The organism is Pleomorphomonas sp. JP5 (assembly GCF_023721815.1).
GTDB lineage: Bacteria > Pseudomonadota > Alphaproteobacteria > Rhizobiales > Pleomorphomonadaceae > Pleomorphomonas.
The window spans coordinates 83826-102232 of sequence record NZ_JAMDLI010000001.1 but is presented as its reverse complement, the minus strand read 5'-3'; the positions used below and the strand labels follow the sequence as shown (position 1 = coordinate 102232).

Genomic DNA, 18407 nt, shown 5'->3' with positions numbered 1-18407 from the left:
CATGGTTCCCGCTTGGCTTCACACGACTGCGCTGTTGTCGCTCGCAGCGGGTTTCGCGATCGCTTTGTGGATCAGCCTTGATGAATGGCGCCATCCGCAGCGGATGTGGATCATGAATCTGGTCTGGCCCATAACAGCGTTGTTCGGCACCTTCATCACACTCGTTGGCTACCATCTCTATGGTCGGCAATCTTCGAACGATCAGGAGGGCGACGACGAGAGAGAGACGGAAGAAATACCCTTCCCCATAATGGTCGCAAAAGGCGCCTCCCATTGCGGAAGCGGCTGCACGATTGGCGATCTCATTGCCGAGTGGTTGGCGTTCTCGATCCCAACGATCGCCGTCTGGTTGGGATGGCGCACTCTTTTCGAAGAGAAGATGTTTGCCATCTGGATTCTGGACCTCCTGCTCGCCTTCGCCATCGGAGTTGCATTCCAATACTTCACGATAAAGCCCATGCGGCAGTTGAGTGTCCGGCAAGGTCTGGTCCAAGCGGTCAAAGCAGACGCACTGTCACTCTGCGCCTGGCAGATCGGCATGTATGCCTTCATGGCTTTCGCGCAATTTCAAATCTTCCGCGGTCTTTTCGGCGTTCCGCTTGAGGTCGCCTCACCCGAGTTCTGGTTCATGATGCAGATCGCGATGATCTTCGGCTTCATCACCAGCTATCCCGTGAACTGGTGGCTTATCAGCACTGGCATCAAGGAACGCATGTGAGCCGAGGCCGACTGCACGGCGCCATGCGTCGTACGTCACTAATCGGCTGAGCCCGCGCCGATGTCGCTCCCGGCAGGTTCCTTGTTCTTCGCCAACTGGACCGGGCGGACGAAAACCCTTGCGACCGACGACTGGCTGGCTCGAAGCGTCTCGCCGAGGTCATGAATGGCGGCCTCGATCTCCTCGCTCGTCATGTCGTCGTCGAAGTCGAGCGAAATGCCCAGGAGGATGTCGGAGAGTCCAAGGTGCATGCTGAAGATCTCTTCGATCCGCTGGATCCTGCCGTCGCTTTCCAAAGTGGTCAGCACCGAGGCAAGCACCTCCACACTCGACGCCGCCATCCATTTCGGCGCCCCCACATGGCCCGGCGCTGTGTGCGAATTTCTCTGCAAGGAGGAAGTCTATCCGGTCGCGCCCCCGGCAACACGCGACCGGTTTGGCCTCGACGATGCCGCCGCCATTGCTCAAGCACCGCTTCTTCATCAGTCGAGCCGACCGACCGCCTGAGCCGACAGGTTCGCCGCGGGCGGTTTGCCGACCGCGGGTTCGTATTGGGGATCTCGCTTCGACCAGTTCTCGATGATCGCCGAGGCCGCCGTCGCCGACATGGGCGTGGCTTTGAGCGAGGCGGAGCTTTCATCGAGCAGGCTTTTGCTGCTCACAGAACGTCCGCTGGGTGCCGGCCAAGCCTGCTGGTTCGTCGATCCGGAAGCCAGTGTCCGCTCGCGGCTCGTCCGGGCTTTCGGCGGATGGCTGAGAACCGAGTCAGCCAGCCGCCGACTATGAGCCTGGGTGCTAGAATCTGTCTAGGTCTTTAGCAATAAAGACCTGACCATCGTAACCCCTAGATATTTCCTCTTTCCACTTCTCAGTATTTTTGCCCGAAATCGTTAGCCCACCAACTAGATGAGTTGTTACAACCTCCTTCACATTTGCTTCACGCGCCATTTTGGCAATCTCGGAAGTGGTCAGATGATGCGCTAAAAAATGCTCTTTGATCTGCTCTTGTCTAGAAGCAGCAGCAGCGCTACCCGGTTTCTTCAGCCGCCCAAGTGCTTCGTCGAGATCAATGAGCTCAGTGACCAGCAAGTCGGCCCCGTTAGCGAGTTTGACGACATTGGCGCTTGGCCCCGTATCTCCCGTGTAGACGATGACGCGATCCTTAGTTTCGAAACGGAACGACAGGGATTGGTATTTTCTATCTTCCGGGCTTCCATCATCAAATGAATAGTGTGTATTTTTAGCGACCTTCAAAGTAAAATCATCTAGCTCTACGACATCACCGTCTTCTATTTCATGGACCTGAACAAGCTCGTCAGTCGAAATACTTTCCTCGCCTGGCACCCCATATGCGGCCTCCATGGCGGGTTTCATGCCTTTCAGAATTCCTGCTACCGTTTCCTCAATCCCCGGAGGGCCGTAAACCTGAAGCGGCTTCCCGGCATTGAGCTGAAAGCGCAGCCCAAGCGCAGCCCAAAGGCCTCCGGTATGATCGAAATGAAGATGACTAATAAACACGTTGTCGATGTCCCGCAGTGAAACGTTTACAGCGGCCAGTCTACTTGTGAACCCATCGCCTACGTCCACGAGCGAATATGAACTTCCGGCTTTCAGCAGATTGGACGGTTCTGATCGGTCGGCCTGGGCCAAAGGCCCACCATTTGTCCCGAGCGTGACGAAAATGGCCTCGCTATCCGATGCGAGTCCGGCCGGCGGATCGCCTGCATACGTGATCGTTGGTACAGCAGCGAGGCAGGCGACAAGCGCCAATCTCGTCGAGAGCTTGGCGAGCGATTCAATGCCAATGCGATTCATGAGGGTGTCCTTCAAGTCAGGCTGGCGGCGGACAGGTAACCGCCGTTGTGTGACGACTATGAGAAGATAGTTGATAAAGTCAACCCAAACTGGTCGCGGGCCGGTTCCTCGCTTGAAGAGAGCCCGCCATCAAGGTGGCGGACATGTGAAATCGCTGGTTCACCGAGGGGCGGAGCTGGTCGGCACGGCGGAGCAGGAATCGGGATGGCCTCCGGGGAGGTGTGCCGTCGGCATGGGATCAGTCCCGTTGGCAGTTTCACCCGCTCCAGGCGAACGCTGGAGGTTGGACTTCATCTCGGATAAGCAATCCGAAAGCCCGCGCCGGCGCCCGCCAGATTTTGAACCATCAACTATGGAGGCACTGGACTCTGGCCGGAAGATGGGCGTTGCCTGACTCAGGTCAGCCCGAAAGGAGCCTGCTTTGGACACCGACATTATTGACGGATTGAGCGATGTTGTCTTCGACTTCTATGCAAGACTACGAGCCGATGCAGTCTTTCAAGACAGTCACACTGCTCCATTTGAAGCCAGATTGCTTGCGATGATCGAGCAAGCGCCTGGTATTACACAGCAACACCTGATCATCCGGACCAATCGTGACAAAGCCCAGATTGCCCGCCTAATCAAGGCGATGGGCGAGAAGGGCCTCATTCAACGTGTACCTGATTCAAAAGACAGACGTGTTTCCAGGCTTTATCTCACGACGGATGGAAGGGCACTGCATACATCCGTTCGGAAACGTAGAACGATGCTTCTTGAGGCTATGCTCAGCGAGTTTGCAAGTACGGAACTAGAGAGCGTAAACACGTTTATAGAGAAATGGCGGGCAAGGTTTACTGAGCGTGTGGCTGATCAAACCGCGGTAGCGTCACGTTGAGCTCTCCGCCTTCATAGTGGCGATCTGATCTTCGAGTGAAAGGGCGGTTTTCCAAGAAGTGGCGAAATTACCGGCGAGAGCGGCAGAGATTACTATCTTTGAACGACGGGTAGCCAAGGCTCACGACCTCACCGTTGGGGGGCTTAAGTTCTGCAACACGCGACCATGACCGCTCGGCTCGAGATATCGACTCTCGTTCACGCAGCCCCTCCGAGCCATGCGGACTGATCGCGCAGACGCCGCTTATAGTCCGGCTCGGCCAGGATGCGACGAAACTCGCCGCAACGCTGAGCGATCGGCTCGAAGTTCGAGCCGCCCAACGCCTGTCGGGACAATGCTTCCAGTTTCGCGGCAGAGGCACCCAGCGCGGCAATCCTTCCCGGATCGCTGCAGTCGATGCAGATCTGAGCAAGCACATGGATGAATCGCAGGGCAGTCGTCACGTCCCTCGCGCAGTATTGCATCAGCGAGCCCAACGATTGTCCGAGGAACCTATCGAAGGTTTCGGGATGGGCGATAACACGCAACCTGCGCTCTTCATCCACCCGCAGATGCGATGGCAGCTCTCGCCTCGAAAGCTCGGACAGAGCCGCTCCCAGCCAGTCCAGACACGTGACCGCCGTGAACGGGTCGTTGACTCCCGGCGACATCGCGCGAGCGGCAATCTCGACCAGTTCATCGAACAGAAAGCGAAGATCCTGGAGCGCCGATCTCTTCGCTCCGATGCCAAACAGGTCCTGAACAGCCTTTGAAAGGTCTTCACCGCACCGCGCCGGGGGCCAAGCCTCCACCAGCGTTCGGCCGGCGTGCACAAAATCACCGGGTTGATACTGCAGGCGCAAGACCAGCTCATGCTTGCGGGCAAGCTCCATGAGCGTGTTGTTATCGATCATCTGGATGTAGCCGGTTTTAGGAGCTGAAACCTGCGCTCGATCGGCGGCTTCCTCGACTGTCGCATTGGCACGAAAAGCGATTGGCACGTCAGTTTCGGCGTCGGGATCGTCAGCGCCAGCACCATCGCCAATGAAGCTCGGGAATCGCCGCTCGATTTCATGAAGCAGACGGCCACCGACCTCCTCGATCACGTTGTTGATGTGCAGCTTGCTCGGGACGTGGTGGATGAAAAAGATCAGAACCGCCAGCGAACAAAGCGCCAGCAACACACCGACCAGCAGCGCCATGTTCGGCACGAAGCTGGCGGCGTCGGATTCTTCGGGAGAGCGGATCGTGCGCAACACCAGCAGACAGTACAGAAAGGTCGCAATGAACGTCCCCAGGGTCACCTGGTTGCCGCGATCGGACATGAAGTTGCTGAGAAGGCGTGGCCCGTACTGGCCAGACGCGTAGACGACCGCTGCGATCGTGACCGAGAAAACAGTACCGGCAACGGTAATCATCGACCCGCCGATCGAAGACAAGACTTGTCGCGCGCCATCGGGGCGCGACGCTTGAAGCCAAGCGAACCGATCCATCCAGCCCGCGCCTTCGTAGCTGTCGAGTGCGATCATCCCGCCAGCCAGCAAAATCGCCGCAAAAGCCATGAGTGTGGGAACGAACCAATAGCTTTCGCGAAGATGGTCGGCCAGTCGAAGAAATTGCGCCCTCATGGATACTCCCTGGCCCGGATCGGACGACTGTCCGCGCTAGAGCCAAAGACGAAATGACTGAGCTATGCGCTCAGTTCCCCAGATTCCGACATTGTGATCGTAGCGGCCTGCTGAACCGCTCCGTTTTCACGAAGAGTGCGCAACTGCCATGAAGCCCGGTCCCGCCTTGTTCGAGGACCGCGCCAGAAACAACACGGATCTTCACTCGAGCGAGCTCGGAACACCGAGTTGACCAAGGGCCGAGCGATCAGGCGATGGACCTGTTATGTGATCCCGTCCTTTGCTTTTCTCGCGAGTCGCCGTGGCCGCAGATCCCCTGCATATTCTGAGAACCGTCTACGGATACGACGCCTTTCGCGGTCCTCAGGCCCAAATCGTCGATCATGTGATGGCCGGCAACAATGCCTTCGTGCTCATGCCGACCGGCGGAGGCAAGTCCCTCTGCTATCAGATACCGGCACTGGCCCGGCCGGGCATGGGGCTCATCGTCTCCCCGTTGATCGCCCTCATGGCCGATCAGGTGGCAGCGCTGCGCCAGGCAGGCGTCAAGGCGGCCGCGCTCAACTCCGACCTGCAAGGGGAAGAACGTCTTGCCTTGTGGCGGGACATATCGAGTGGCGGGCTCGATCTCCTCTATGTCGCCCCCGAAACGTTGCTGAAGTCCGACATCCTGGACCTTTTGCACCGCACGCCACTGTCGCTGATCGCCATCGACGAGGCGCACTGCCTGTCGCAATGGGGGCACGACTTCCGCCCGTCCTACCGTCAGCTCAACTCTCTCGTGTCGGAGTTCCCAAGGACCCCGCGAATGGCGCTGACGGCGACGGCCGATGCACCGACGCGCCTCGAGATCCTGTCGCATCTCCAGATATCCGAAAGCGATGCGTTCATCGCGGGCTTCGACCGCCCCAACATTCGCTACGCCATCGCAGAGAAGGACAATCCCAGGGCGCAGTTGAAACGCTTCCTGAAGGAGCACGACGGCGAAAGCGGCATCGTCTACTGCCTGTCGAAGCGCAAGACGGAGGAGACGGCGGCATGGCTGTGTGAGCAGGGCTATACCGCTCTGCCCTACCACGGTGGCATGGACAAGGTGGACCGCCAGACGAACCAGACGCGCTTTCAGCGCGAGGAAGCCATCATCATGGTGGCGACCATCGCTTTCGGCATGGGCATCGACAAGCCCGACGTGCGCTTCGTCGCCCATCTCGATCTGCCCGGCAGTATCGAGGCCTACTATCAGGAGACCGGACGCGCCGGCCGTGACGGCCTGCCATCGGACACACTGATGCTCTACGGCTATGAGGACATCGTCCTACGCCGCCGCTTCATCGAGGACTCCGACGCTCCGGAGCAGCGCAAGCTCATCGAGCGACAGAAACTCGATGCCCTCCTGGGTCTCGCCGAGACGGCGGGCTGTCGGCGCCAGGCGCTCCTGTCCTATTTCGGCGACCAGTCCGAGCCTTGCGGCAACTGCGACACCTGCTCGGAACCGCCAGACCTTTTCGATGGGACCGTCGCTGCGCTGAAAGCTCTGTCGTGCATCTACAAGACAGGCGAACGCTTCGGACAGGCCTACATCGCCGAGGTGCTGCTCGGCGGATCGAACGAACGCATCACGCAGTTCGGGCACGATCGGATCTCGACCTATGGCATCGGCAAGGAGCACGACGACCGGACTTGGCGCGCCATCCTGCGCCAGCTGATCGCGCTTCGCCTCGTCGATGTCGACCTGGACGGTCATGGCGGGTTGTCGATCTCGGAGGCAGGTCGTCGGTTTCTGCGCGAACGCCCCACGCTGATGCTGCGCGTGCCGACAAGGCCAAAGACCGCAAGGACGAAAGGCGATCACAAGGCATTGCCGGCCATGCTGTCCGTGGCCGACCAGAGCCTGTTCCAGGCCCTGCGGGAAAAGCGCACAGAGATCGCCCGCGCCCAGAACGTCCCGCCCTACGTTATCTTCCACGACAAGACGCTGATCGAACTGGCTGCCGCGCGTCCCGGTTCTCGGTTGCAGATGGCGAAGATCCCCGGCGTCGGGGCGGCCAAGCTGGATCGCTACGGAGACGTCTTTCTCGCGGTGGTCGCCGAACACGACCACTAGAGTTTTTCCGGTGAACTCGGGTTCGCCGGAAAACTCTATCTCCTCGTTAAGACGCAGTTCCGGACGCAAAACCGGTGCCCACTTTTGCTGGAACTGCTCTAGCCTCGTCCGCGCTATAGCGGCATCACCATGGCGCACCGCAGCTCCACCGGAATACCGGCTTTGCCCTCGTTCTCGAGAACCTTGAGCAGTCGCGGGGTTATTGCGCCCTCCGCCAAGGTGTGAAAGCCAAGGCGCTGATAATAAGGCTCGTTCCACGGCACGTCCCTAAACGTCGTCAAGAGCAGAGCCTTTGCGCCTCTCTCTTCAGCGATCTGACGTCCTGCCGCGATCAACCTTCGCCCGATGCCCTGCCCCTGCCAATCGCGATGCACCGCGATCTGCCAGATGTGTAGGCCATCCGACGTCAACTCCCCGTTCAGGAAACCGACCGCGCCCGCCTCCTCGTCCTCGGCGACCAGGGCAACGCCTTGAGCAATCAAGGCCCGATGTTGATCCGCCGACTGCACGGTGTCTTCGGCAATCCACTCCAGCCCCGGCCACTCGCGAAAAATCGCGCCTGAACTCCGCTCAACGTCTGGAAGGTCATCTGCATCCCGCTCGGATGCCGCTCGGATGGAAATCATCGGCCAAAGTCCAGGAATATCGTCGTTCCCCGCCACATAACACAGGCCCGAGCATCATTGCGACGGAGAGCCGGCCCGGCCGCTCGTCGGCCACGCCCTGGATGACGTGGAACGCCCTCCAGCTCGTTGACGATGCGAGTGCCCGCCTCTTCTTCTCAGCCTGGGTGAAGGCCCGGTGCTTCCTGGCCCGTGCTCGTGACGTATTCGGTGTAACCGCCGCCGAACTGATGGACGCCCTCAGGCGTCAACTCGAGGACGCGGTTGGAGAGCGCCGCCAGGAAGTGGCGGTCATGCGACACGAACAGCATGGTGCCCTCAAACGTCGAGAGGGCTGCGACCAGCATTTCCTTCGTCCCCATGTCCAGATGGTTGGTCGGCTCGTCGAGCACCAGGAAGTTCGGCGGATCGAACAGCATCTTGGCCATGACCAGACGCGCCTTCTCGCCACCGGAGAGCACGCGGCAGGGCTTCTCGACATCGTCGCCGGAGAAGCCGAAGCAACCGGCAAGGGTGCGTAGCGCACCTTGTCCCGCCTGCGGGAAGGAGCCGTCCAGCGACTCGAACACCGTCTCGTCGCCGTCCAGAAGATCCATGGAATGCTGGGCGAAGTAACCCATCTTGACGCTGCTGCCGATTGTCACGGTGCCCCGATCCGGCTCGGTCGCGCCAGCCACCAGTTTCAGCAGCGTGGATTTCCCTGCGCCGTTGGCGCCCAGCACGCACCAGCGTTCCTTGCGCCGCAGCTGGAAATCGAACCCTTCATAGATTGGCTTGCCGCCGTAGCCCTTGTGCACGTTCTTGAAGCTCGCCACATCCTCGCCGGAGCGTGGCGGGATGCGAAAATCGAACTGAATCGACTGTCGTCGCCGTGGCGGTTCGACCCGTTCGATCTTGTCCAGCTTCTTCACCCGGCTCTGAACCTGCGCCGCATGAGAGGCCCGCGCCTTGAAGCGCTCGATGAACTTGATCTCCTTGGCGAGCATCGCCTGCTGGCGCTCGAACTGCGCCTCGCGCTGTTTTTCGCCAAGCGCCCGCTGCTGTTCGTAGAAATCGAAGTTGCCCGAATAGGTCGTGAGCGATCCACCGTCGATCTCCACAACCTTGCCGACGATGCGGTTCATGAAGGCGCGATCATGCGAGGTCATCAGCAAAGCGCCATCATAGCCTTTGAGGAAACTCTCCAACCAGATCAGGCTTTCAAGATCGAGATGGTTGCTGGGCTCGTCGAGCAGCATGCCATCCGGTCGCATCAGCAGGATGCGGGCGAGCGCCACGCGCATCTTCCAGCCACCGGACAAGAGGCCGACGTCGCCGTCCATGCGCTCCTGGCTGAAGCTCAAGCCCGCGAGCACTTCTCGCGCCCGCGCATCCAGCGCATAGCCGTCCAGCTCCTCGAAACGCCCCTGCACCTCGCCATAGCGCTCGATGATGGCATCCATGTCGTCGGCCTGGTCCGGATCGACCATCGCGGCCTCGAGCTCGGCCATTTCGGCGGCAAGTGCGCTCACCGGCCCCACGCCATCCATCACCGCCGCGACGGCGCTCTGGCCAGACATCTCACCGACATCCTGGCTGAAATAGCCGATCGTCATGCCGGCATCGATCGACACAAGGCCATCATCAGGCCGATCGTCACCGACGATCATTCGGAACAGAGTGGTCTTGCCGGCGCCGTTCGGTCCGACCAGCCCGACCTTCTCGCCCTTTTGGATGTTCATCGACGCTTCGATGAACAGGATCTGATGGCCGTGTTGCTTGCTGACGCTATCGAGACGAATCATGAAGCCCGTGTTGATTGGGAGGGGAAGCGGAGTGTGACGGCTGTGGTAGTTGCCCAATAAGGCAATCCATCAAGCGCGTCGATGGCCGCCAAAGACAGATACTCTCAAAAAAGCGAAAGCCTCGAGCCCAAAGAGATGATGTTTAGCGGGCGGGTACCAGAAGACACCGCTGAGCTGACCACGGTTTCAAACGCCATAGTACAAATAGATCGCGTAGCATGTCGCCAGCCCAACGATGACGTTCATCGGCAGCCCAATCTTGACGAAGTCACTGAAACGGTAGTTGCCGGCGCCATATACCAGCGTGTTCGTCTGGTAGCCGATGGGCGTTGCGAAACTGGCGCTCGCACCGAACATCACGGCAACAACCAACGCCCGCGGTTCGATACCCAGTTGCGGACCAAGGCCAATGGCGATGGGCGTGAAAATCACCGCGACGGCGTTGTTGGTCACGCACTCGGTCAGAACCGAGGAGAGCGCATAGACGAGGAGCAAGACGACGAAGGGCGAGACTTTCGACATGGTCGGCAGAACCGTGTTGACAACGAGGCTTACCGCGCCTGTCTCCTGCAGCCCCTGCCCAACGATAAGCATCGAGAAGATGAGGATCAGGATCCCACCGTCGATTGATCCCCATGCCTCATCCGCGTCTATGCAACGCAAGACGAGGATGGCCGGCACTGCGATCATGGCCAGGATGCCGATATCCATCACATTCAAGGATGCGAGTATCACGACGAGCCCCAGCGCCAGAAGCGCCAGCGGCGCCTTGGTGGGTCGAAAGGCGCGTGCCGTGGACCGCGTGACCGACACCAGTTCGCTCTGGTTCGAGAGCTCGTCGAGCGCCTCGGCCGTGCCTTCGATCAGGAGCTTGTCTGCCGGCCGCAACCTCACGTTACCGAGATCCGGACCAGGTACGTGCCGGTGTCGATGGGCGGCGATGACGCGCACACCAAAGCGACGACCAAGGGCAAGGTTGGAAAGAAGTGCCCCGTGGCTCAATCGCCCTGGCGCAACGACGGCTTCGACAATGACTCTCTCACCGTTGCCCGTGACGCCTCGTCGTTGGCCCACGCGCAATCCTTCCCGATCGTTCAGCGTCAGAAGCTCAGCCGACTTGGCAAGGACGATCAGCCCGTCCCCCTTCTTCAGAGTGATGTCCTGGAAGTTCTTGCGCAGGACCTTGCCGTCCGAGCGAACGCCGACGATACGCAGGCCCGTCTGCTTGAGATCGGCAACTTCGCCGACGGGCTTCTCGGTATAGGGCCCATCCGCAAGCACGGTCAGCTCGGACAGAAACTCGGCCTCGTCCTGATTGTCCAAATCGCTGGTCTCGTCTCCCCGGTCCGGCAAAAGGAACTTTCCGAGCACGAGCATGGTCAGGATGCCGGTCAAGGCTGTGACCATACCGACCGGCGTGATCTCGAAAAGCGAAAAGGGTTCAAGACCATGCGTACGCGCGACGCCATCGACGAGTAGATTGGTGGACGTGCCGATCAACGTCAGGGTGCCGCCAAGGATAGCCGCGTAGGAGACCGGAATGAGAAGCTTCGTCGCAGCCAGATCGAGCGCGGTTGCCAGCCGAATGACGATTGGAATCAACACCAGGACCACGGGCGTGTTGTTCATGAAGGCCGAAGCCAGCAGCGCCGTCAGCAAAAACACCGCGAGCGCCAGCTTTGGGCGTTTCTTGGAGTGGTCGAGCACAAAGCCGGCCACGCTCTCCAGAACACCGGTGCGCACCAATGCGCCCGTGAGAACAAACATCGCCCCGATGGTCAGAGGCGCCGAGTTGGAAAACACCGACAACGCTTTGGCGGACGGCACCAAGCCAAGCACGATGAAGATGGCAGCCCCTCCGGCCGCCGTGACGTCAGTCGGATACTTCTCCCAAACGAACATCGCAAACAGCGCGATCACCAACCCAAGCGCGACTTCGGCCTGATAGTTCGCAAGAAGCTCCATCATCACTTCACGGTGCCCCCTATTGCTCACGAGCTAAACGCAGGACCAAAGCACCGGTTCACGGCTAAGGCGTCTCGGCGGTCGACGCTCTACGGCTTGCAGACGTCTACTGCTGCGACACCACACTCGGGCAGGACGGTTGGGTCTAGGAAAAGGCATATGACAATAGCAGTTGGCGATGGGGGGATCATCGCCAATATCAGAAAACCGCCGCCATTTCCGACCCGTCATTCCCACTCGATGGTTCCCGGCGGCTTGCTGGTCACGTCGTAGACGACGCGATTGACGCCCTTCACCTCGTTGATGATACGAGTGGCGGCGCGACCGAGAAAGCCCATGTCGAAGGGGAAGAAGTCGGCGGTCATGCCGTCGACCGACGTGACCGCGCGCAGGGCCAGAACGCGGTCGTAGGTGCGGCCGTCGCCCATGACGCCAACGGTCTGCACCGGCAAGAGCACCGAGAAGGCCTGCCAGATCTTGTCGTAGAGGCCGGCCTTGCGAATCTCGTCGAGATAGATGGCGTCGGCCTTCCTCAGGATATCCAGCTTCTCGCGCGTCACGCCGCCCGGCAGACGGATGGCGAGACCGGGTCCGGGGAACGGATGCCGGCCGATGAAGCTGTCGGGCAGGCCAAGCTCGCGGCCGAGCGCACGGACCTCGTCCTTGAACAGCTCGCGCAGCGGCTCGACGAGCTTCATGTTCATGCGGTCCGGCAAACCGCCAACGTTGTGATGGCTCTTGATGGTGACGGAAGGACCGCCGGAGAAGCTGACGCTCTCGATCACGTCGGGGTAAAGCGTGCCCTGGGCCAGGAAGGTCGGCGCGCCGCGACCGTCAGCAGCGATCTTCTTCGCCTCAGCCTCGAACACCTCGATGAAGAGACGACCGATGGTCTTCCGCTTTTTCTCCGGATCGGCCTCGCCTTCGAGCTGGCCGATGAAAAGATCCGACGCATCAACGTGCACGAGCGGAATGTTGTAGTGGTCCCTGAACATGCCGACCACCTGCTCGGACTCGCCTTGACGCATCAATCCATGGTCGACATAGACGCAGGTGAGCTGATCGCCGATCGCCTCGTGGATCAGCACGGCCGCCACCGAACTGTCGACACCGCCTGAAAGAGCGCACAGAACGCGCTCCTTGCCGACCTGCTCGCGGATCTTGGCGATCATCTCGGCGCGATAGGCCGACATTGTCCAGTCGGACTTCATGCCGACAATCCGGTGCACGAAGTTGGCAAGAAGCTTGGCGCCGTCAGGGGTGTGCACCACCTCTGGATGGAACATGGTGGTGTAGTAGCGCCGCCGCTCATCGACGGCGATGGCAAAGGGAGCGTTCTCGGAGATGCCGATCACCTCGAAGCCTTCGGGTGCCCGCGTCACACGGTCGCCGTGGCTCATCCACACCGGATAGCGTTTGCCGACTTCCCACAGCCCCTCGAACAACGGCGACGACTTGAGAATCTCGACATCGGCGCGGCCAAACTCGGCGGGATGCCCACCCTCGACGCTGCCGCCGAGCTGGATGGCCATGGTTTGCTGGCCGTAGCAGATGGCAAGGATCGGCACGCCGCTGTCGAAGACCGCCTGCGGCGCGCGCGGGCTGCCGTCGCGAGTCACGGAATCGGGACCACCAGAAAAGATCACGCCTTTCGGCCGAAGCTTATCGAAGGCCGTCGCCGCCGACTGATAGGGATGAATCTCGCAGTAGACGCCAGCTTCTCGCACCCGGCGGGCGATGAGCTGGGTCACCTGACTGCCGAAATCAATGATCAGCAGGCTATCGTGGGCGGGCTTTTCCATGGAGAAGGACTCTTTCCGGTAAGGGGCCAGAAGGATCAAGCGGTTCCGCTAAGCCGAATCCGATCGCCGGGCAAGCGGAAAGTCGCGGATATCGGCGGCTTCTGTTCCTTATCGACCCTCGGGCAATCGCCACTGAGGGCATGAGACCACTTCGAAGCCCTGCTTCGAGCTGGCGCGGGGAGAGCTTATCCACATCTTGCCCACAGGCTACGGACAACTGGCGCACAGTTTATCACGGCTGCGATACACAGGCTTTCAGCTGGTGCCCACAGTTTCTCCCCATCGTTTCCACACCCCATCCACAGTCAGGCAACACGGTTTTCCCCAACCGTGAGGCCAGGCCAAGCGGCAACGCCAACCCGCGTCAGATCATCGGTGGCGTACTCTGCGTAACGCATGCCGCGAACGGCTCCACCGGGAACATCGACCAAGAGGTTGCCGGCGACAATCGTTGCCGACTCCGAAGCCAGCACCGACACGCCGATGCCGGTACCGGCCCGCCGAACGACGTTGCCGGAGGCGACGACATTGCCGAGCGTAGCCCCCCAACCAAGGGACAGGCCGAGATGCGGCGTGGCCTCCACGACGTTGCCCGTCACCGAGCCGTGCGTTTCGACATGTATGCCGACACCACCTCTCCGCCTGCCGGCGGACACTAACTCCGAGGCGGAGGTTACATTGCGGACAATGTTTCCCGAAACGAGCGACAACCGATCGTCGCGACCACCAAGCAGTGCGACGCCGAGCGCTGCTCCATCAATGGTATTGTTGCTGACCGAAGTTCCCGCCGACGCGGCATCGGCCACAATGGCCGGTCCCTCGGTAGCTTGGAGATCGTTGCCGGAGATCCGAACGCCACCGGCCGAGGACAGACGGATACCGGCGCCGCCCGTTCCGCGAATACGATTATCGCGCACCGTCGAGCCGTCGTCTCCGACCACCCAACGCCGGAGATGGACGCCGCCACCAACGCAGTCGCTCACGGCATTGCCGGAGATCTCCAACGCCTTGCCCTCGGTCGACATGATACCGGCACCGTTGGCGCCGGAGATGCGACAATCCCGGAGGCTGCCCCCCGCTCGCGTCAACGCGATGCCGTGTCCGACGCTGCCTTGAACTGTGAGGTGAGCGAGGTCAACATCTTCGGCGAAGGCCAACGACAGGAGACCGTCGTCCTCGTCGGACAACGTGCGATTGGCCCCATCAAGGGTCAGCCCTTCAAGCGAAAGCGAGCGTGCGTCTTCCGAGTAAAGGAAGCGGCCGCCACCCGAGTAGACGAGGTGCGTTTCCCCGGGAACGCCAACGAGACGGGCGCGATCGGGCAGGCGAATGTTGGAGACCTCATAACGGCCGGACGGAATGCGGAGCGGACGGCCGGCGGCGGCGGCACGGTTTATGGCGCTTTGTAGCTCAACGCTACGGTCGCCCGTCCTCCGGGCGACAGTTCGCGCCTGAGGCACGGAAAGGCTGCCGCGCAGTTCGGGAAGATCGATGCCGAGCGTGCCGGAACGGGCCACCGCTGGCAGAGCGAGGCTCGCAATAGTCCCGAACAGGAACGTACGGCGGTTCATGAACGCCTCCAACGGACTGACATGGCATCCACACAGCAAGCTCCATTCCACCCCCGCCGGGCCAACGCGTTGCAGCCGCCCCGGGGCAAGCGAAGCAGGATGCAAGGCTCTCCCGGTCATCGCGAATCCTTGATTGCCGAGATTGTCGATCGGCTTGCTTTTGCCGCCCGGAGGACGCACCCTCCTCCAGCCACTATAGGAGTGAGTAGGCAGCATGACGGACATGCCGATCGGCGAAATCTCCCGGCTCAGCCAGGTGAAGGTGCCCACCATCCGCTATTACGAGCAGATCGGCCTACTGCCGGCGCCACCGCGAAGCGAAGGGAATCGCCGTCTTTATGGCACGCGCGATCTAAGGCGCCTTTCCTTCATACGACATGCCCGCGATCTCGGCTTCGAGATCGATGCCATCAGAACCCTGTTGACCTTGCAGGACAACCCGACCCAGCCGTGCGAGGAAGCCGACAGCATCGCTCGCGACAAGCTTGCCGAGGTCAACGCCCGTATCGAAAGCCTGATGGCTCTGAAAGAGGAACTGGAGGCGATGGTCGGCGGTTGCGGTCATCGCTGCGTCGGCGAATGCAGGGTGATCGAAGTGCTGGCCGATCATCACAAGTGCCTGCACGCCGAGCATTGAGCGGACCGTTGGCCATTTCCTGGCGGAAGGGCTTGCCGAAACGTCACCATCCTGCGAAACCGCTATATAGTGTATTCCTAAGACGTTTCCGCTCTGGAGCCGACAATGACCTCGCCCATCATCACCGTTACGCTCAATCCGGCGATCGACCTCACCGTCACGCTTGATGATCTGACGCCCGGCAAGGTCCACCGCGCCCGTGCGGCGCAATCCAACGTCGGTGGCAAGGGCATCAACGTTGCCGGCTGCATCGCCGACTGGGGCATACCCGTGATTGCGACTGGCGTACTCGGCCGCGGCAACGACGCGACGTTTACAGACTTCTTCAAGGACAAGGGCATTCAGGATCGCTTCGTGCGCACCGTCGGCGACACCCGTACCAACATCAAGATCGCCGACGTTGTGACCGGCACCACGACGGACATCAACCTGCCCGGCCTCACCTTTGACGACGAAACCTACGACATGGTGCTCGACGTGTTGCGACGCGAGGTGGTCGAGGGAGCGCTGGTGGTTCTGGCGGGATCTCTGCCGCTTGGCCAGCCGGCCAGCGTATGGGCGCGGCTCACCGCCGATCTCTGCCTGCTTCGCTGCCGCGTCGTGCTGGACACCTCTGGCGCGCCGCTCGCGGCGTCCCTGTCGGCGCCACGCGAAAGCCTGCCATTCGCCGTCAAGCCAAACCGAGTGGAGCTGGAGGCCTGGGCCGACCGTCCGCTCAAGGAAGTGTCCGACATCGTTGCCGCCGCCCGTGACATCCAGTCGCTGGGCATCGAACTGGTCGTCATTTCGCGCGGCGAACAAGGCGCCATTTTCGTTCGCGGAAACACCGCCCTGTCTGCCCGACTGCCGGTCGTCAACGCCTTGTCCACCGTGGGCGCCGGCGACGCCATGGTGGCAGGAATCGCCTCTTCGCTTGCCGACAACCTCGGCCTGGAAGCGCTGGCCCGCCGCGCCGTGGCCTTCGCTACCGCCAAGCTCGGTCGAATCGGACCGCACCTTCCCTCACCCGACGACGTGCGTCAGTTGGCGCGCCGGGTCGACGTCGCCGTGCTTGCCAGCTGACCGCCAGGGCAGTATTTTGCCCATGGAGGAAAGCACGAATATTCAGCCGAACTATCAATTGCGTTCACGATTTTTTGGCGCAACCAGCGGTCTTGAATGAACTCGGCTCTGGTAAATTGTGCTAAAGTCGTAGATATGAGCCAGTCTGTTTCGCCAGTCGCACGCGATAGGCGGGAAGGGCTCGGGACCACAGAAGAATTCGCGAAGGAGTTCCCTTATGGCGCTGGTTTCACTGCGGCAGCTGCTCGATCATGCGGCCGAACATGGCTATGGCATGCCGGCCTTCAACATCAACAACATGGAGCAGATGCTGTCCGTCATGGCCGCGGCCAAGGAGACTGACAGCCCGGTGATCATGCAGGCTAGCCGCGGCGCCCGCGCGTTTGCCAACGACATCGTGCTCAGCCACCTGATCAAGGCCGCCATCGAGCTCTATCCCGACGTTCCGGTCTGCATGCATCAGGACCATGGCAACTCGGAATCGACCTGCCTTTCGGCCATCACCAACGGCTTCTCGTCGGTCATGATGGACGGCTCGCTCAAGGCCGACGGCAAGACCCCCGCCGACTTCGACTATAACGCCAACGTCACCGGCCGCGTTGCCGAGATGGCCCACTTCGTTGGCGCCTCGACGGAAGGCGAGCTCGGCGTTCTCGGTTCGCTCGAGACCGGCATGGGCGACAAGGAAGACGGCCATGGCGCCGAGGGCGTACTCAGCAAGGAACAGCTGCTGACCGACCCGGACGAAGCCGTGAAGTTCGTCAAGCGCACCAAGGTCGACGCTCTGGCCATCGCCATGGGCACCAGCCACGGCGCCTACAAGTTCTCCCGCAAGCCGGACGGCGACGTGCTCGCTATCTACCGCATCAAGGAGATCCATGAGCGTATGCCGAACGTGCATCTCGTCATGCACGGCTCGTCGTCTGTTCCGCAGGACCTTCTCGACATCATCAACGCCTACGGCGGCAAGATGCCCCAGACCTTCGGCGTGCCGGTCGAGGAAATCGTCAACGGCATCAAGCACGGCGTGCGCAAGGTGAACATCGACACCGACTGCCGCATGGCCATCACCGGCGCCATCCGCAAGTTCTTTGCCGAGAAGCCGGCCGAGTTCGATCCGCGCTCCTTCATGAAGCCGGCCATGGCCGCCATGCAGAAGGTCTGCAAGCAGCGCTACGAAGAGTTCGGCGCAGCCGGTAACGGTTCGAAGATCAAGCCGATCCCGCTTGCCGACATGGCCAAGCGCTATGCTTCGGGCGAGCTCGACCCCAAGATCGCCTGATCGGCTTTTTTTGAGTGTTTGAGGAACGGGGCGCTTCGGCGCCCCGTTTGCTTTGGGGGGAATGACCTCATCGGAGCCGGCGCGCTATGCGACCGTGTCAAATGCCGGATCTCGGATCAGAAAGCGAACGAGGCCATGCTCGACATCGGCAGCAGCAATCCGTACGCCGACCTTGCGGCGTCCAGAGCCAACGCTGATACGTCCGCAAATCCCAATGAAACAGGTAAAGTCCTCTTCGACATCAGCCTCTCCATCTACAGACAGGCTTCCGTCGCTCCGGAATCCGGCGTTGAGGCGACAGACGACTGGAATGGGCGGCCGTCCCTCAACCTCAAGAAGAGTGCTAAACCCCTGAATGGACGCCGTAACCACGATCACTCCTCCCTCGAAAGAATGGAGGACACGAGGCTTCATGCTCGTGCAAAATGGCTCAAAATTGAGACTTGTTCTAGAAACAAAGGTATAATTGCTTATATCCTCTCGTTTGCGAAGAACAATTTTTGGTCGGAATATCTTGCCGGGAACTGCGCTCTGTTCTGAGCGGCTTGCGGGTTTGGAGA

General features: G+C 60.7%; 17 protein-coding genes. 9 read left to right on the top strand and 8 right to left on the bottom strand.

Annotated features, from left to right (window positions below):
• Position 1 precedes the first annotated feature (1 nt).
• Positions 2-718 (top strand): DUF4396 domain-containing protein, encoded by a 717-nt coding sequence (locus M4J40_RS00465; protein ID WP_251751220.1) that lies wholly within the window; start codon positions 2-4, stop codon positions 716-718.
• A gap of 38 nt (positions 719-756) precedes the next feature.
• Here the strand turns inward: M4J40_RS00465 and M4J40_RS00460 are convergent, their stop codons facing one another.
• Positions 757-969, bottom strand: coding sequence for a hypothetical protein (locus M4J40_RS00460; protein WP_251751219.1), 213 nt, complete (start codon positions 967-969; stop codon positions 757-759).
• Between M4J40_RS00460 and M4J40_RS00455 the strand changes: the two genes are divergently transcribed.
• Entirely contained in the window at positions 968-1225 is a 258-nt protein-coding gene (locus M4J40_RS00455) for a hypothetical protein (protein WP_251751217.1), read from the top strand. The two genes, M4J40_RS00460 and M4J40_RS00455, sit on opposite strands and share 2 nt — an antisense overlap.
• 72 nt (positions 1226-1297) lie before the next feature.
• Positions 1298-1504 carry a hypothetical protein gene (locus M4J40_RS00450; protein WP_251751216.1) on the top strand — a complete coding sequence of 69 codons (207 nt, stop codon included), beginning with the start codon at positions 1298-1300 and terminating at the stop codon, positions 1502-1504.
• 9 nt (positions 1505-1513) lie between these two features.
• On the opposite strand, the gene M4J40_RS00445 is transcribed toward M4J40_RS00450, so the two are convergent.
• A complete protein-coding gene (locus M4J40_RS00445) occupies positions 1514-2533 on the bottom strand; it encodes an MBL fold metallo-hydrolase (protein WP_251751214.1) in 1020 nt (339 codons plus the stop codon).
• 421 nt (positions 2534-2954) lie between these two features.
• On the opposite strand from M4J40_RS00445, the gene M4J40_RS00440 reads away from it, so the two are divergent.
• Positions 2955-3410: a MarR family winged helix-turn-helix transcriptional regulator gene (locus M4J40_RS00440; RefSeq protein ID WP_251751213.1), complete on the top strand. Its 456-nt coding sequence runs from the start codon at positions 2955-2957 to the stop codon at positions 3408-3410.
• Between the two features lie 197 nt (positions 3411-3607).
• Here the strand turns inward: M4J40_RS00440 and M4J40_RS00435 are convergent, their stop codons facing one another.
• On the bottom strand, positions 3608-5017 hold the full coding sequence (locus tag M4J40_RS00435) for a DUF2254 domain-containing protein (RefSeq protein ID WP_251751212.1): 1410 nt from the start codon (positions 5015-5017) through the stop codon (positions 3608-3610).
• A 301-nt stretch (positions 5018-5318) separates the two neighbouring features.
• On the opposite strand from M4J40_RS00435, the gene recQ reads away from it, so the two are divergent.
• Entirely contained in the window at positions 5319-7121 is a 1803-nt protein-coding gene (gene recQ, locus M4J40_RS00430; protein ID WP_251751211.1) for a DNA helicase RecQ, read from the top strand.
• 113 nt (positions 7122-7234) lie between these two features.
• Here the strand turns inward: recQ and M4J40_RS00425 are convergent, their stop codons facing one another.
• The 5 genes from M4J40_RS00425 to M4J40_RS00405 form a co-directional block, all read right to left on the bottom strand.
• Positions 7235-7747: a GNAT family N-acetyltransferase gene (locus M4J40_RS00425; RefSeq protein WP_251751210.1), complete on the bottom strand. Its 513-nt coding sequence runs from the start codon at positions 7745-7747 to the stop codon at positions 7235-7237.
• 155 nt (positions 7748-7902) lie between these two features.
• Positions 7903-9528: an ABC-F family ATP-binding cassette domain-containing protein gene (locus tag M4J40_RS00420; protein WP_251751209.1), complete on the bottom strand. Its 1626-nt coding sequence runs from the start codon at positions 9526-9528 to the stop codon at positions 7903-7905.
• A 186-nt stretch (positions 9529-9714) separates the two neighbouring features.
• A complete protein-coding gene (locus M4J40_RS00415; RefSeq protein ID WP_251751208.1) occupies positions 9715-11496 on the bottom strand; it encodes an SLC13 family permease in 1782 nt (593 codons plus the stop codon).
• Between the two features lie 224 nt (positions 11497-11720).
• The gene (gene guaA / locus M4J40_RS00410; protein WP_251751207.1) at positions 11721-13295 is read right to left on the bottom strand and encodes a glutamine-hydrolyzing GMP synthase; all 1575 of its coding nucleotides are present in this window, start codon (positions 13293-13295) and stop codon (positions 11721-11723) included.
• A 305-nt stretch (positions 13296-13600) separates the two neighbouring features.
• Positions 13601-14866 carry a TIGR03808 family TAT-translocated repetitive protein gene (locus M4J40_RS00405; protein ID WP_251751206.1) on the bottom strand — a complete coding sequence of 422 codons (1266 nt, stop codon included), beginning with the start codon at positions 14864-14866 and terminating at the stop codon, positions 13601-13603.
• A 214-nt stretch (positions 14867-15080) separates the two neighbouring features.
• Between M4J40_RS00405 and M4J40_RS00400 the strand changes: the two genes are divergently transcribed.
• The 4 genes from M4J40_RS00400 to M4J40_RS00385 all read left to right on the top strand — a co-directional run bounded on the left by M4J40_RS00400 (position 15081) and on the right by M4J40_RS00385 (position 18387).
• Positions 15081-15503, top strand: a complete 423-nt coding sequence (locus M4J40_RS00400; RefSeq protein ID WP_251751205.1) for a helix-turn-helix domain-containing protein — start codon at positions 15081-15083, stop codon at positions 15501-15503.
• A gap of 105 nt (positions 15504-15608) precedes the next feature.
• On the top strand, positions 15609-16565 hold the full coding sequence (gene pfkB / locus M4J40_RS00395; RefSeq protein WP_251751203.1) for a 1-phosphofructokinase: 957 nt from the start codon (positions 15609-15611) through the stop codon (positions 16563-16565).
• 217 nt (positions 16566-16782) lie between these two features.
• Complete coding sequence (fba, locus tag M4J40_RS00390; RefSeq protein ID WP_251751202.1) at positions 16783-17847, top strand: class II fructose-bisphosphate aldolase; 1065 nt, start codon at positions 16783-16785, stop codon at positions 17845-17847.
• 135 nt (positions 17848-17982) lie between these two features.
• Entirely contained in the window at positions 17983-18387 is a 405-nt protein-coding gene (locus M4J40_RS00385; RefSeq protein ID WP_251751200.1) for a hypothetical protein, read from the top strand.
• Positions 18388-18407: the final 20 nt, after the last annotated feature.

Excerpts from the sequence above, each read along its gene's own strand:
- M4J40_RS00465 (WP_251751220.1), top strand. The coding sequence starts at position 2 with ATGGTTCCCGCTTGGCTTCACACGACTGCGCTGTTGTCGCTCGCAGCG.
- M4J40_RS00455 (WP_251751217.1), top strand. The coding sequence starts at position 968 with ATGCTGAAGATCTCTTCGATCCGCTGGATCCTGCCGTCGCTTTCCAAA.
- M4J40_RS00460 (WP_251751219.1), bottom strand. The coding sequence starts at position 969 with ATGCACCTTGGACTCTCCGACATCCTCCTGGGCATTTCGCTCGACTTC.
- M4J40_RS00450 (WP_251751216.1), top strand. The coding sequence starts at position 1,298 with ATGATCGCCGAGGCCGCCGTCGCCGACATGGGCGTGGCTTTGAGCGAG.
- M4J40_RS00445 (WP_251751214.1), bottom strand. The coding sequence starts at position 2,533 with ATGAATCGCATTGGCATTGAATCGCTCGCCAAGCTCTCGACGAGATTG.
- M4J40_RS00435 (WP_251751212.1), bottom strand. The coding sequence starts at position 5,017 with ATGAGGGCGCAATTTCTTCGACTGGCCGACCATCTTCGCGAAAGCTAT.
- M4J40_RS00425 (WP_251751210.1), bottom strand. The coding sequence starts at position 7,747 with ATGATTTCCATCCGAGCGGCATCCGAGCGGGATGCAGATGACCTTCCA.
- M4J40_RS00420 (WP_251751209.1), bottom strand. The coding sequence starts at position 9,528 with ATGATTCGTCTCGATAGCGTCAGCAAGCAACACGGCCATCAGATCCTG.
- M4J40_RS00415 (WP_251751208.1), bottom strand. The coding sequence starts at position 11,496 with ATGATGGAGCTTCTTGCGAACTATCAGGCCGAAGTCGCGCTTGGGTTG.
- guaA (WP_251751207.1), bottom strand. The coding sequence starts at position 13,295 with ATGGAAAAGCCCGCCCACGATAGCCTGCTGATCATTGATTTCGGCAGT.
- M4J40_RS00405 (WP_251751206.1), bottom strand. The coding sequence starts at position 14,866 with ATGAACCGCCGTACGTTCCTGTTCGGGACTATTGCGAGCCTCGCTCTG.
- M4J40_RS00400 (WP_251751205.1), top strand. The coding sequence starts at position 15,081 with ATGACGGACATGCCGATCGGCGAAATCTCCCGGCTCAGCCAGGTGAAG.
- pfkB (WP_251751203.1), top strand. The coding sequence starts at position 15,609 with ATGACCTCGCCCATCATCACCGTTACGCTCAATCCGGCGATCGACCTC.
- fba (WP_251751202.1), top strand. The coding sequence starts at position 16,783 with ATGGCGCTGGTTTCACTGCGGCAGCTGCTCGATCATGCGGCCGAACAT.
- M4J40_RS00385 (WP_251751200.1), top strand. The coding sequence starts at position 17,983 with ATGCTCGACATCGGCAGCAGCAATCCGTACGCCGACCTTGCGGCGTCC.